The organism is Kribbella sp. CWNU-51, from assembly GCF_054073265.1.
Genome location: NZ_JBSXMZ010000016.1, coordinates 1 through 14,869, shown reverse-complemented (window position 1 = coordinate 14,869; position 14,869 = coordinate 1). Strand labels below are relative to the sequence as shown.

The 14,869-nt window shown below is 70.1% G+C and carries 6 protein-coding genes; all 6 read left to right on the top strand.

The genetic code is table 11. From position 1 onward, the window contains the following. The first annotated feature begins 159 nt into the window (after positions 1-159). Complete coding sequence (gene pheS / locus ACXC9Q_RS20040; protein WP_457058120.1) at positions 160-1,269, top strand: phenylalanine--tRNA ligase subunit alpha; 1,110 nt, start codon at positions 160-162, stop codon at positions 1,267-1,269. Beyond that, positions 1,269-3,848, top strand: a complete 2,580-nt coding sequence (locus ACXC9Q_RS20035) for a phenylalanine--tRNA ligase subunit beta (RefSeq protein ID WP_457058119.1) — start codon at positions 1,269-1,271, stop codon at positions 3,846-3,848. Before pheS ends, ACXC9Q_RS20035 begins: the two co-directional genes overlap by 1 nt. Positions 3,849-3,852: 4 nt before the next feature. Beyond that, positions 3,853-5,400, top strand: coding sequence for a gamma-glutamyltransferase (locus ACXC9Q_RS20030; RefSeq protein ID WP_457058118.1), 1,548 nt, complete (start codon positions 3,853-3,855; stop codon positions 5,398-5,400). Positions 5,401-5,436: 36 nt separating this feature from the next. Then, positions 5,437-6,411, top strand: a complete 975-nt coding sequence (locus tag ACXC9Q_RS20025; RefSeq protein ID WP_457058117.1) for a glycosyltransferase family 2 protein — start codon at positions 5,437-5,439, stop codon at positions 6,409-6,411. After that, a complete protein-coding gene (locus ACXC9Q_RS20020; protein ID WP_457058116.1) occupies positions 6,408-8,615 on the top strand; it encodes a hypothetical protein in 2,208 nt (735 codons plus the stop codon). The genes ACXC9Q_RS20025 and ACXC9Q_RS20020 overlap by 4 nt, the downstream gene beginning before the upstream one ends. A 104-nt stretch (positions 8,616-8,719) precedes the next feature. Continuing rightward, on the top strand, positions 8,720-14,509 hold the full coding sequence (locus ACXC9Q_RS20015; RefSeq protein WP_457058115.1) for an Ig-like domain-containing protein: 5,790 nt from the start codon (positions 8,720-8,722) through the stop codon (positions 14,507-14,509). The last annotated feature ends 360 nt before the right edge of the window (positions 14,510-14,869 follow it).

The window sequence follows — 14,869 nt, the reverse complement described above, 5'->3', positions numbered from 1 at the left end:
TGTCGGCTTTGCGGTAACTAATGTGCGCTAGGTGACTGGGATGTTCCACAAAGCGTGTGCTGGGGGCTTGGGACGCGGGCTGTGGACAGGCGATTCACGCTCAGGGGCGAGAGGTTCCTAGACTGCAATCCGCAGAAGTTCCGAAACCGAGAGCGAGCCATGTCCGGTCCCAACACTGATTACGACCCGGTCGAAGTGACGCCGCTGCATGCCGAAGAGGTGGAGCGGACCCGCGACGAGGCGCTGAAGGCGTTTACCGAGGCGGCCGACCTGGCCGCCCTGCAGGAGGCGAAGGGCGCGCATCTCGGCGAGAAGTCGCCGATCGCGCTGGCCAATCGGGAGATCGGCGCGCTGCCACCACAGGGCCGCAAGGAGGCCGGTCAGCGGATCGGCGCCGCCCGGAAGGCGATCAACGAGGCCTTCGCGGCCCGGCTCGCGGTCCTGGAGGCCGAGCACGAGGAGCGGATGCTGGCCACCGAGCGCGTCGACGTGACGCTGCCGTGGCACACCCCCGAGCTCGGCGCGCGGCACCCGCTCTCGCTGATCTCCGAGCAGGTCGCGGACGTCTTCACCGCGCTCGGCTGGGACGTCGCCGAAGGCCCCGAGGTCGAGGCCGAGTGGCTGAACTTCGACGCCCTGAACTTCCAGCCCGACCACCCGGCCCGGCAGATGCAGGACACCTTCTTCGTCGAGCCGGCCGGATCCGGCAAGGTGCTGCGGACCCACACGTCCCCGGTGCAGGCTCGGTCGATGCTGACCCGCAAGCCGCCGATCTACGTGATCTGCCCGGGCCGCGTGTTCCGCACCGACGAGCTGGACGCGACCCACACGCCGGTCTTCCACCAGGTCGAGGGCCTCGTGGTGGACGAAGGCATCACGCTCGCGCACCTGAAGGGCACGCTCGACCACTTCGTCGTGTCGATGTTCGGCGAGGGCCTCGAGGCGCGCCTGCGGCCGAACTTCTTCCCCTTCACCGAGCCGTCGGCCGAGGTGGACCTGAAGTGCTTCGTCTGCCGCGGAGCCTCCGTCGGCAACCCGGACCGCCCGTGCCGCACCTGTGGCAGCGAGGGCTGGATCGAGTGGGGCGGCTGCGGCGTGGTGAACCCGCGCGTCCTGCAGGCCTGCGGCATCGACACCGACCGGTACTCCGGCTTCGCGTTCGGGATGGGCCTGGAGCGGACGCTGATGTTCCGCAACGGCGTCGAGGACATGCGGGACATGGTCGAGGGTGATGTGCGGTTCAGCCGCCAGTTCGGGATGGAGATCTGATGCGGGTCCCACTGTCATGGCTTCGTGAGTACGTCGACCTCCCGGCCGGGGTCACGGGGCGCGGCGTCGCGGAGAAGCTGATCCGGGCCGGCCTCGAGGTGGAGACCGTCGAGGAGTCCGATCTGACCGGGCCGCTCGTGGTCGGCAAGGTCCTCACCTACGAGGACGAGCCGCAGAAGAACGGCAAGACCATCCGCTGGTGCTCGCTCGACATCGGCAAGGACGAGCCGCAGTGGGTCGTGTGCGGTGCGAACAACTTCGAGGTCGGTGACCTCGTGGTCGTCGTCCTCCCGGGCGCTGTGCTGCCGGGTGGGTTCGCGATCTCGGCGCGGAAGACGTACGGGCATGTCTCCAGCGGCATGATCTGCTCGAGCTCGGAGCTCGGCCTGGGTGACGACGGTACGCACGGCATCGTCGTACTCGAGCCGGGTGAGGCCGAGACGGGTGACGACGCGATCGAGCTGCTCGCGCTGCGCGACGACGTGCTCGACATCGCGGTCACCCCGGACCGCGGCTACTGCCTGTCGATCCGTGGTGTGGCTCGCGAGGCGGCCACGGCGTACGGCGTTCCGCTGAAGGATCCGGCCGATCTGGCGCTCGACGGTTCTGGCTCGGGCGGTTATCCGGTGCGGGTCGACGATGCCGAGGGGTGCAGCGTCTTCGTCACCCGGACGGTGACCGGTATCAACGCGAGGGCGCTGTCGCCGCGGTGGCTGCAGAAGCGGCTGCTGGCAGCCGGGATGCGCCCGATCTCGATCGGCGTCGACATCACCAACTACGTGATGCTCGAGCTCGGCCAGCCGATCCACGGCTACGACAAGGATCGGCTGTCCGGCGAGATCGTGGTCCGGCGGGCCCACGCCGGCGAGAAGCTGATGACGCTGGACGACCAGACGCGGGAGCTGGACGCCGAGGACCTGCTGATCACCGACGACTCCGGCCCGATCGGCATCGCCGGTGTGATGGGTGGCGCGTCGACCGAGATCTCCGACGCGACCACCGACGTGGTGATCGAGGCCGCGCACTTCGACCCGATCGTGATCGCCCGCGCGTCGCGGCGGCACAAGTTGTCGTCGGAGGCGTCGCGGCGGTTCGAGCGTGAGGTCGACCCGCTGCTGCCGCGGTACGCCGCCCAGCGTGTCGCCGACCTCCTCGCCGACCTGGCCGGTGGCACCATCCAGCCGGACGAAACCGTCGTCGACACCCACGCCCTCCCCGAGCCGGTCACCCTCCGCGCCGATCACGCCGCCCGGGTCGCGGGAGCACCGATCTCCATCGCCGAGACCGTCCTGCACCTGCAGTCGGTCGGGTGCGCGGTCGAGCGCGCCGCCGCCGACGCGGTGCCGGCACCGCTTGCGGCGGGCGTGCACGCTCCTGCGCTGGTCGTCGCCGCACCCTCGGCGCCGGCTGGCCTCGCAGCTGGGCTTGCTGGGGATGACTTGCTGACGGTGACTCCGCCTTCGTGGCGGCCCGACCTGCGGGATCCCAATGACTTTGCCGAAGAGGTTATTCGGCTGTTCGGGTTCGACAACGTGCCGTCGGTTCTGCCGCCCGCGCCGGGTGGGCAGGGGTTGACGGTGTCGCAGCGGCGGCGCCGCCGGATCGCGACCGCGCTCGTCGGCGCGGGCCTGACCGAGGTCGTGTCGTACCCGTTCGCCGGTGACGCCGACTTCGACGCGATGGGCCTGCCCGCCGACGACTCCCGCCGTACGACGGTCAAGCTGGTCAACCCGTTGTCCGACGAAGAGCCGTCGATGCAGACCACGCTGCTCGCGACCCTGCTCCGGACTGCCGAGCGCAACGTCGGCCGCGGCGCCACGGACCTGGCGATCTTCCAGACCGGCCTGGTCTTCCTGCCGAAGCCGGACGCGAAGCCCGCACCACTGCCGTCCGTCGCGCACCGCCCGAGCGACGCCGAGGTCCAGTCCCTGTACGACGCTCTGCCCGAGCAGCCGCTGCACGTCGGAGTGGTGCTGACCGGTTCACTCACGCCGACCGGTTGGTGGGGCAAGGGCCGCCCCGCGAGCTGGGCGGATGCCGTCCAGGTCGCCCGGATGATCGCGTCGGTGGTCGGCGTCGAGTTGGTCGTCAAGAACGTGGAGCTCGCGCCGTGGCATCCGGGCCGCTGCGCCGAGTTCTCCGTCGACGGCAAGGTCGTCGGTCACGCCGGCGAGCTGGATCCGAAGGTCTGCCAGGCGTTCGGTCTGCCGGCGCGGTCGAGTGCGGTCGAGCTCGACCTGGACGCCTTGATGGCGGCCGGTCCGGAGTCGATCACGGCGTCACCGTTATCGTCGTACCCGGTGGCCAAGGAGGACGTGGCGTTGATCGTCCCGGCCGAGGTGGCCGCGGCGGACGTGGAGGCGGCGCTGGCCGAGGGTGCGGGGGAGTTGCTGGAGTCGATCCGGCTCTTCGACCTGTACACCGGTGAGCAGATCGGCGTGGGGAAGAAGTCGCTGGCGTTCGCGCTGCGGTTCCGGGCGCCGGACCGCACGCTGAAGGAGAACGAGGTCGCCGACGTCCGGCAGGCCGCGGTCCAGGTCGCCGTCGACCGCTTCGGCGCCGTCCAACGGGTCGGTTGATGGCATGAGCGGGGGGCATCCGCGGGTGGCGGTGGCCGCGCCGAACCAGGCGGCGGCTGAGGCCGGCGTGCGGGTGGCCGCTGAGGGCGGGAACGCGGTGGACGCGGCGATCGCGGCCACGCTGGTGACGATGGTGAACGAGATCGGCGTGGTCTCGCCGGCCTCGGGCGGCTTCGTCACCCTGCAGGTGGCCGGCGGCGACGCAGTCACCATCGACGGCTGGGTGGAGATGCCGGGCCGCGGCGTGTCCACCGACCGGTTCGGCCGCGGCGTCTGGGACATCACCACCGACTACGGCGGCGGTACGACGACCACCGTCGGCCACGGATCCGTCGCGACCCCCGGCGGGATGAAGGCGCTCGACCTGGCCCACCGGCGATCCGGGAAGGCGCCCTGGCGTGAGGTGGTCCAGCCCGCGATCGACGTCGCCCGGAACGGGTTCGCGCTGAGCCGGACCTCGGGCTACTACCTCGGCTTCACCCACGAGATCATCTTCGGTTGGCACCAGCCGAGCCATCAGGTCGTGCACGAGGACGACGGCTCGGTGATCAAGGCCGGTACCACCGTCGTGATTCCCGAGCTCGCGGAGGCGCTCGAACTGATCGCCCGCGACGGCGCCGAGACCATGTACACCGGCCAGCTCGCCCAGTTGCTCATCCACGACATGGCCCAGAACGACGGCATCCTCACCGCGGAAGACCTTGCGGCGTACGAGGCCGTCGTACGCCCGGCCCTGATGGTCCGGCAGAACGGCTGGCGCCTGGCGACGAACCCGCCACCGGCCGTCGGCGGTGTCGCGGTCGCCGCGATGCTCGCGCTGCTCGACGGCGTACCGGCCGACGGCAGCTGGAGGCAGTCCGAGCTCGAACGGCTCGTCGAGGTGCAGCACGCCGTACTCGGGCGGCGGCTGGCCGAGCTGGACGAGGAGGACAGGCGGCAGCTCGAGGCCAACAAGCTGCTGGACCTCGCGGCGGCCGGTGATCTCCGGGCCCTGTCCTCACCCAGTACGGCGACTGTCTCGGTGGTCGACGACGAGGGCGACGCGTGCGCGATCACCGTGTCGTCCGGCTACGGCTCCGGCGTACTCACGCCAGGCACCGGCATCTGGCTCAACAACGCCCTCGGCGAGCAAGAGCTGCTGCACGGCGGTCCGCACAGCCTCGCGCCCGGCACGCGGCTCACCTCGAACATGGCCCCCAGCGTCGCGCGCCGGGACAGCGACGGCGCGGTGCTCGCGATCAGCTCGCCCGGCTCCGACCGGATCCCGACCGCGCTGGCCCAGGTCTACGCGCTCTACACGCACGGTGGGCTGCCACTGCGCGAGGCGGTCGACCATCCGCGGCTGCACGTCCGCGTCCGAGAAGACGTGGTCGTCGACTATGAAGACGACCTGCCTGTGTCCGGATCGACCGCGCTGCCGACCCGGCCGATGCCGCCGCACTCGATGTACTTCGGTGGCGTCGCGGCCGCGTTCTGGGATCCGGCCGACGGCCTGCTCGCGGTCGGCGACCCCCGCCGTACCGGAGCGGTCGCGATCTCACCGGCCCAGTAAGGTCAACTCTCTGACAACTGAGCTGGGAGGCAGCCGATGCGGGACACCGAGGACCCCGAGCTCTCCGTCGTCGTACCGATGTACGACGAGGAGGACGTGCTGCCGATCTTCTTCGACCGGATGCATCCGTTGCTCGACAGCCTCGGCATCAGCTACGAGGTGCTCGTCGTCGACGACGGCAGCCGGGACAAGACGGCCGCACTGCTGCTCGAGGCCGTGCAGGACTGGGCTCAGCTCCGTGTCGTCCGCCTGCTCCGGAACAGTGGTCACCAGGCCGCCCAGTCGGCCGGCTTCCGCCGCGCCCGCGGCCGGTACGTCGTCACCATCGACGCCGACCTGCAGGACCCGCCGGAGGTGATCGCCGAGTTCCTGACGGCCGTCCGCGAGCAGGACGTCGACGTCGTGTACGGCGTTCGCGCGGACCGCTCGAGTGATTCCTGGGCGAAGCGGACGACCGCGCGGATGTACTACCGGCTGATGTGCCGGCTGGTCGGCAAGGACATCCCGTTCGACGCGGCCGACTTCCGGCTGGTGTCGCGCCGGGTGGTGGACGCGGTGAACGCACTCCCCGAGGACGGCCGGGTGTTCCGGTTGGTGATCCCGTGGCTGGGGTTCCCGAGCACCGAGGTCCGGTACGTCCGTGCCGAGCGAGCCGCCGGGACGACGAAGTACAACCTGTCCAAGATGCTTCGGCTCGCGTTCGACAGTGTGACCGCGTTCTCGGCCGCGCCGCTGCGGCTGGCGACCTGGCTCGGCCTGCTCGGCGGTGTGATGTCCGCGCTGTTCGTGGTCGGCGCGCTGGTGATCAAGGTGAGCGGCCACAGCATTCCCGGTTGGACATCGACCGTGCTCGCGGTCAGCGTGATCGGCGCGATCCAGCTGCTGTGCCTCGGCCTGCTGGGTGAGTACGTGGCCCGGTTGTTCCAGTCCAGCCAGCGGCGCCCGCAGTTCCTCGTCGGGTACGACAGCCTCGAAGACCAAGGGCATCAGGAACCGGTCCAGCACAGATGAGGCGGTTGCTCCCGTGGCTGCTGCCGTTGCTGGTAGCGGTCCTCGGGCTCGCGTCGGTCGACGTCGGTCCCGGCCCGATCGTCAAGTACGCCGTGTACTTCGCACTGGCGATCGCACTCCCTGGGACTCTCCTGCTCCGCGCCGCGTGGCGCAGTACCGGCAACTGGGCGGAGGACCTCGGCCTCGGGTCTGTGGTCGGAGCGACCTGGCAGCTGATCGGCTGGGCATTGTTCACCGCCCTCGGCTGGCAACGCTGGTTGATCGTCTGGCCGGCTTTGGTACTGGTCGCCTTCGCGGTGTTCGGACGGAGGTTCTGGCGGATCGCCGACCTGAAGCCGTTGCCGGTCGCTTGGACCTGGGGACTGGCCGTGTCGTCGGCGGTCGTGCTCGGCGCATCGACAGTCGGCGTGATGGCGTATCACCCGATGCCTCCGGGCGGTACGGCGTACTACCCGGATCTGCTCTATCACCTGTCGATGGTGCACGAGCTGATGCGGTCGGTGCCGCCGGAGTTGCCGCAGGTAGTGGGGGAGCGGCTGGAGTACCACTGGTTCGCGAACGCCGACATGGCCGGGGCCGTGGACATCACCCGACTGTCACCGATCATCGTGGTCTTCCGGCTGTGGCTGCTGCCCTGGCTGGTCGTCGCCCTGCTCGTGTGCGCGACGCTGGCGCGGACGGTGAGTCGCACCTGGTGGACCGGCGTACTCGCGGCTCTCGCTTTGGCCGCGCCGCAGTTGTACTTGCTCGTCGACACGAGTGTGAACCTGGCCGCGCCGGTCAGCTTCCTCAGTCCGTCGCAGACATTCGGGATGGTCGCCGGTGTGACGGTGGCGGTGTTCCTGATCGAGTTGCTGTTCCGCAACGCCGGGGGCTGGTTGTGGGTGGTCGCCGTCGCAGTCGCGATCGTCGGCGGTGGGTCGAAGCCCACGGTGCTGCCGCTGCTGGTCGCGGGGGTCGGGCTGGCTGCGGTGTTCTTGCTGGTGACGACCCGGCGCGTGCCTGCGCGGATCCTCGTCGCTGGGACCGTGCTGGTGGCGGTGGGTGTGGGGACCATGCTGACGGTTGCCGGGAGCACCAATGGTTCCGGGGTGCAGTTCCTCGCCGTGCTGAAGTCGCTTCCCGTCTACACGGCCGCGACCGGGGATACGACGCAGCCCGGGGCGGGCGGTCTGATTGTGCCGGCGCTGGCACATGGTGCGGTGATCGGGACGCTGACGCTGCTGCTGGGCTTGCTGCTCACGTTGCAGGCGATGGCGCTGGTCGGCTTCGGGGTCGTCGGCCGGCGGGATCCGGTGGCGTGGTTCCTGCTGGGTGCGATAATCGCCGGCTGGGCGGGTTACCTGTTGATCGACCATCCGTCCGTGAGCGAGTCCTATTTCATCTACACGGCCGCGCCGTTCAGCCTGGCGGGAGCGGGCTGGTTCGCAGCGACCAGTGCCCGCGCGGCGCGCAGGCCGGTCTGGGTGGCGGTCGCGGCGTTCGGCCTCTCGGTGATCTACGCCGGTCTCTTCGTGTGGGCGAAGGGTGTGCCGGCCGGTCCGCCGAGCCGTCAACTGTGGGCGAGCACGCGGCTGCTGCTCGTCGTACTCGCGTTGACGGTCGTGCTGCTGGTCGTGTGGCGGCGGTTCTTGCGGCAGGCGGGTAGTGGGTTGTTCGTCGTACTGATGTTGCTGGCGATCGCGCCGATCAGCTCGTTCGTCCAGAGCGCGGTGCATGGGGATACCGAGAAGTCGCCGACGTATCGGGCGCCGCGGTGGGTGGTGTATCCGGACGAGGCCTCGGCGGCGTTGTGGCTGGGTTCGCACTCGGCGCCGACGGATGTGGTCGCCACGAACACGTGGTGCCGGCCGGCCGGACCGCAGACGCCGGGGTGTGACGCGCGGGGGTACCTCGTCAGCGGGATGGCGGGCCGGCGGACGGTGATCGAGGGCTGGGCGTACACGAACCAGGCGATGGCCGCGCAGGGCGTCGGCGGCCGCCGCTACACCGAGCAGCCGTCGCCATGGCCCGAGCGGGTCGCTCTCACCAACCAGAGCCTCGCCGCGCCGACCGCGGACGTGCTGCGGCGGCTGCAGGACGAGTACGGCGTTCGCTGGGTGTACGCCGACGCCCGCGACGGGACCGTGTCACCCGCACTCGACCGGCTGGCCGTGCTGCGACACCGCGTCGGCAAGATCAAGATCTACGAACTCGGAGAGTGATTGTCCCGTAACATTGGGTCTGCGTAGACCGTTACTTCTACGCAGGCCCGCCCGCCACGCGGCCGAAGCATGCGGCACGCGATTGCTCGGGAGGGTGGCACGTCATGCGGGCGACACGACCGAGCGCGGCCATTGTCTTGGTCGTCGGCCTCTTCACCCTGGGGACCGTCACGTCGAACGCGTACCAGGTGCCGGCCACACCCTTCAGTCAAGGCGACTCGGCGACGGCGGTCATGCCGGGGTCGGGGTTGAAGCAGACGATCACCGTCAGCGGGCAGACCGAGTTGTTCGATGCGACGACCGCGGGAGTTCGGGGGAGCGGGCCGACGACTTATCAACCGGCGATCGCGGGAACGACGCCGGCGGAAGATCTCGTCGTCAACACCGGGACCTGCGCGTCCACCGGCAGTTGTGGCGATCGCGGCACCGTGACGATCACGTTCAGCCAGCCCGTGCGCAACCCGGTGCTGCACCTCGCCGGGATCGGCGGCGGGGTCACCCAGACCGTCAGCGGCAAGCCGACCGCCCAGTCCGAGCTGCACTCGGTCCTCAAGCTCGCCACCCCGGGCCTCAGCCTGACGAAGGTCGGCCAGGGCAACAACCTCGCCGTCACCAGCGACACCATCACCGCCGCCAACCACGACGCCGGCCCGAACTGCGTCAATACCAGGACCGGCACCGGCCCCGACGCCTCCGCGAGCGCGGCCTGCGGATCGGTCCGCGTGAACGGCGTCGCCACCAAGATCACCTTCGACGTCAGCGCCTTCTTCACCAAGCACCCGAAGCTCCCGGCCTTCAACACCGAGTCCTCCGGCGACGCGTTCTCCATCCTCGCGTCCACCGGTGAGGACTTCGGCGACGCCCCCGCGTCGTACGGCGTTGCCTGGTCCGTCCTCAGCGACGTCAAGCTCGGCAAGGACGCCACCGAGGACAACGCGACCATCGCCAACGCCCACACCGGTCCGACGACACCCGACCAGGCCGACGACGGCGTCACCTTCAAGCCGCTCCGGACCACCGCGACCTCCTACACCACCGAGCTGAAGCTCACCGGCGCCTCGAAGCCAGGCCGTGCGTGTGCCTGGCTCGACCTCGATCGCGACGGTATCTTCGACCCGGCCGAACGATCCTGCACCGCCTTCGCCGCCGGCCAGGGTGCGGCCACCCTCAACTGGACGGAGCTCAGCCCCACAGCGGGAGCGTCGTACGCCCGGGTGCGGGTCGGCTACACCGACGCGCAGGTGGATCAGCCGACCGGCCCGGCCGACGCCGGCGAGGTCGAGGACTACCCCTTCGTGATCACGCCACCGCCCCCGCCGATCCTGCTCGACGACGCCGCGACGACCCCGTTCGACACCGGCACCACGGTCGATGTCCTCGGCAACGACAAGCCGGGCGATCCGGGTACGCCGCTCAAACCCGGCACCCTGTGTCTCGTCAGCGGCAACGGCTGCGTCGTGATGGTGAACGTCGTCGGCCAGGCCAAGTACGTCGCCAAGGACGGCAAGATCGACGTCGAGCCAGTGCCGAGCTTCGTCGGCCCGGGCACACCCGTCACCTACCGCGTCGCCGACGCCAACGGTACGACGGCGTCCGCGAAGCTGACCCTCACCGTCGCGCTCCCGGCCCATCCGGTCGCGACCCCCGACACGGCCACCACTCCGCAGAACGTCAGCATCGCGCTCAAACCGCTCAGCAACGACCGGGCGGCCCCCGGCGTGCAACTCGTCCCCGCCTCGGTCATGATCCGCGACTCCGCCGACGCGACCTTCAAGAAGCAGGTGGTGATCACCGGCGAGGGCGAGTACGCCGTCAAGCCGGACGGCGGCGTGGACTTCGTACCGGCCCCACGGTTCACCGGTGTCGGTACGACGGTCGGCTACCGCGTCACCGACAGCACCAAGCAGACCGCCGAGTCGACGCTCACGGTCACCGTCACCCCGGTGAAGCCCACCGCCAACGGGGACTCGGTCTCGACTGCCTTCGACACCGACATCGCCGTACCGGTGCTGGACAACGACCTCCCCGGTTCACCGGACGCGCCACTCGATCCCGCCAGCCTGCGGCTCGTCGACCCGGTCAGCCAGAAGCTCGTCGACAAGGTCACCATCGCGCGGCAGGGGACCTACCTGGTTGCCGGCGGCAAGGTGACCTTCCAGCCGGTCCACGGCTTCCAGGGCGTCGGTACGCCGCTGACCTACCAGGTGCTGGACAAGAACGGTACGTCGGCCCGCGCCGAGCTCACGGTCTCCGTCAACGCGCCCGGTCCGCCGGTCGCGAACCCGGACACGATCGCGACGCTACAAGGCGCCCCGGTGAACATCGCCGTACTCGACAACGACAAGCCCGGCCCGACCGGCGCGGCATTGCGGCCGGACAGCGTGCGACTGATCTCGCCGAGCCGCACCGAGCCGGGGACGACGCTGGTGGTGGCCGGACAGGGCAAGTACACCGTGAAGCCGACCGGCAAGGTCCTGTTCGACCCGCTGCCCGCCTTCAGCGGAGCCGCGACCGCCGTCGGCTATCAGGTTGCCGACAGCAACGGCGCCTTCGGTACGTCGACCCTGGCCGTGCAGGTGACCAAGGTCCAACCAGACGCTTCGGACGACACCGCGAGTACGGCGTACGACACGACCGCGACCGTGGCGGTGCTGGCGAACGACGAGGCCGGCGATCCGGCCGTTCCGCTGCTGCCGGGCAGTGTGCGGCTGCTGGATCCGAAGACGAAGCAGCCGAAGACGAGGGTTGCGGTCGACGGCGAGGCGACGTACACGGTGACACCCGACGGGACGGTCGACGTCGACCCGGTGCCGGCGTTCACCGGCGTCGCGACACCGATCTCCTACCAGGTGTCCGACGTCAACGGCACGCTCGCCACCGCGACGCTGACGGTGACGACCGCGCCGACCGCCAAGCCCGACACCGCCACCGGCAAGCAGAACGTCCCGCTGAAGCTCGATCCGCTCACGAACGACACGGCCGGTCAGGGCACCCGGCTCGACCCACTCAGCCTGGCGCTCCTCGATCCGGCCGACGGTTCGCTGAAGAAGCTGGTGAAGATCCCGGGCCAGGCCGGCTATCAGGTCAACCGGGACGGCACCGTCACCGTCGACCCGCTGCCGGGCTTCACCGGTACGGCGACCACGCTGACCTACCGGGTCATCGACGGCTTCGATCAGGCCACCCGGTCGACGATCACGGTCACGATCACGCCGGTCACGCCGGTGGCGGCCGACGACACTGCGAGGACGCCGTACGACAAGACCGTCACCGTGAAGGTGCTGGCGAACGACCTGCCCGGGGATCCGTCCGCGCCGCTGGTGCCGGGCAGTCTGCTGCTCACCGATCCGGGCGATGGATTGCTGAAGGCAACGGTCACAATCCCGAACGAAGGCGTCTACACGGCGGTCGGGGGAGTTGTCACCTTCGATCCCGGCGCGACCTTCCGTGGTCCCGGCACCCAGCTGACCTATCAAGTGGCCGACAGCAACGGAACGCTGACCACCGCGAAGCTGTCGATCATCGTCGGCCAACCGCCGGTGGCCGTCGCCGACAGCGCGTCGACGCTGCAGGACGTCAGCGTGACCGTGAACGTGCTGTCCAACGACAGTCCGGGGACGGACGCTCAGTTGGACCCGACGTCGGTCGGCCTGCTGGACCCGGCCGCCCGGACCGCCGGCTACGTCAAGAAGGTGATCGTCGCCAACCAGGGCACCTATGCCGTGCGGCCGAGTGGCGCGGTCGGCTTCGATCCACTCCCGACGTTCCGCGGCAAGGCGCTCGCGATCAACTACCGCGTCGCCGATTCGAACGGTAGCTACGCCGCGTCGACGTTGAGCATGACGGTCTCGCCGGTCCAGCCCGTCACTGTGGACGATTCGGCCATCACGCCGTACGGCCATCCGATCACCGTCAACGTGCTCGCCAACGACGAGCCGGGCGATCCGACCGCGCCGCTGATCCGGTCAAGTCTCCTGCTCAGGGATCCGGCCGGCGGCTACCGCAAGACCATCACGCAGTCCGGTGAAGGCACGTACGCCGCGGCCGACGACGGGACGATCACGTTCACTCCCGTGAAGGACTTTCAAGGCGTGACGACACCGGCGACGTACCGGATCACCGACGACAACGGCGCCACAGCGGAAGGCCGCCTGTTCCTCACCGTCGGCGAGGGGCCCGCGGCAGTGGCCGACGTCGTGACGACGAAGCAGAACGTCACCGTGACCGTGGGCCCGCTCGCCAACGACGAGGCGGGGACAGGCGCCGCGCTCGACAAGACCACGGTCCAGGTCTTCGGCGCGACCACTGCTCAGGAGTACGCTGCGCTCGGCTGGGCCCGGAGGGCGGTGATCCCGGGCCAGGGCGTGTTCGCGGTGAACGAGACGACCGGGAAGATCACGTTCGACCCGGAGCCGGCGTTCCGCGGGATCGTCTCGATCGCCTACCGGGTCACGGACACGAGCGGGAACACGGCGGCCTCGACCGTCGCGGTGACGGTCGCGGGCGTCACGCCCGTGATCGCGGACGACAAGGCGACGACGCCGTACGAGACCGCGGTCACCGTCAACGTGCTGGCGAACGACAAGCCCGGTGATGCCACGGCGCCACTGGTCGCCGGCCAGGTGCGCCTGGATGATCCGGCGACCGGGGATCCGGTGTCGTCGCTGACCGTGCCGGGGGAAGGGACCTTCACGGTCCAGCCGGCCGGCGGGATCCGGTTCGCGCCGGTGGACGGTTTCGTGGGCGTGGCGGTGCCGGTCGGGTATCAGGTTGCCGACCGCAACGGCACGGTCGGATCGGGCACGCTCACGGTCACGGTCCAGGCCCGCCCGGTCGCCGTACCGGACGCGACGCGGACCAAGCAGCACGTCGCCGTGACGCTCGATCCACTCGCAAACGACAAGCCCGGCCCCGGCGCGACGCTCGATCCGGCGTCCGTCCTGCTGGTCGGCCCGGACGGTGCTCTGGTCGACCAGGTCACGATCACCGGCCAAGGCGAGTACGTCGTTGCCGATGGCAAGGTGATCTTCAGCCCGGTGGCGATGTTCACGGGCACCGCCCGGCCGGCGGCGTACGAGGTGAAGGACAGCAACCAGAACTCGGCCCGCGCGACGATCAGGGTGACCGTGCTGCCGGTGCGCCCGGTCACCGTTGACGACAACGCGCAGACGGCCTTCGGTACGGCGGTGGTCGTGAAGGTGCTGGGCAACGACAAGCCCGGCGACCCGTCGGCGCCGCTTGTTGCGGGTTCCGTCGTACTGCGGGATCCGGTGGACTCTCAGGACAGGAAGGCGGTGACTGTCCCGGAGGAGGGTGCCTTCATCGTCGGCGCGGACGGTGCGATCACCTTCACCCCGGCCAAGGACTTCATCGGTACGACGCGCTCCGTCGCGTACCGGGTCACCGATGCCAACGGCACCTCCAACGCGGCGCTCCTCGACGTGACCGTCGCCGGACCGCTGCTCGCCAAGGCCTCGCCCGACACGGCCACCGGCACTCCAGGCAACGCGGTCGCCGTGAATCCGTTGCTCAACGACAGCGGCTCGATCAACCCGAGCGCGGTCTGCCTGCGCACCGGCCCGGCCACCTGCGCCAAACACGTCACCGACGCGTCCGGCACCTGGACCGTCGCCCCCGACGGCACGATCACCCTCACACCGGCAGCAGATTTCACCGGCACCGCCAAACTCGCCTACGCCCGAACGGACGCAACCGGCCAGACCGCCACCGCGCCGATCAAGATCACGGTCGGCGCCAAACCAGCAGCCCTGCGCCCGCTGAACCACACCGACCCCCCACCTCCCGGCGGCCCCCCAGCCATCCTCATCACCCTAGGCACCCTCCTCACCGCCCTAGGAGCAACCCTCGCCGCCCTCGCCCGCACCCGCCGCTGACCCGCCGCCGGAGCACCCGCCCCCGCCGCTGACCCGCCGCTGGAGTCCCCGCCCCGCCGCTGACCCGCCGCTGACCCGCCGCTGACCCGCCGCCGGAGTACTGGCCTCGCCCGCCCCCGCCGCTGACCCGCCGCCGGAGTCCCCGCCCCCGCCCACACCTCCGACCAACTCGAGGGGATATCCGGCTCTTCTGAGATATCCGTGGGTGGTTCGTTCGCCCTCCCGCGCGTCCGGGCAGTCGGCCGTGTTGTGTCGGTTGCCGCCGGGGTGGGGAGGATCTCGTCCCGGATCGGGTGGGAGATCCTCCCCAGCCTGGCCCGGCCGGCCCGCGGGTGTCGGCCTGGGCGGACGTGGGGCACT

Excerpts from the sequence above, each read along its gene's own strand:
- ACXC9Q_RS20035 (WP_457058119.1), top strand. The coding sequence starts at position 1,269 with ATGCGGGTCCCACTGTCATGGCTTCGTGAGTACGTCGACCTCCCGGCC.
- ACXC9Q_RS20020 (WP_457058116.1), top strand. The coding sequence starts at position 6,408 with ATGAGGCGGTTGCTCCCGTGGCTGCTGCCGTTGCTGGTAGCGGTCCTC.
- ACXC9Q_RS20015 (WP_457058115.1), top strand. The coding sequence starts at position 8,720 with ATGCGGGCGACACGACCGAGCGCGGCCATTGTCTTGGTCGTCGGCCTC.
- ACXC9Q_RS20025 (WP_457058117.1), top strand. The coding sequence starts at position 5,437 with ATGCGGGACACCGAGGACCCCGAGCTCTCCGTCGTCGTACCGATGTAC.
- pheS (WP_457058120.1), top strand. The coding sequence starts at position 160 with ATGTCCGGTCCCAACACTGATTACGACCCGGTCGAAGTGACGCCGCTG.
- ACXC9Q_RS20030 (WP_457058118.1), top strand. The coding sequence starts at position 3,853 with ATGAGCGGGGGGCATCCGCGGGTGGCGGTGGCCGCGCCGAACCAGGCG.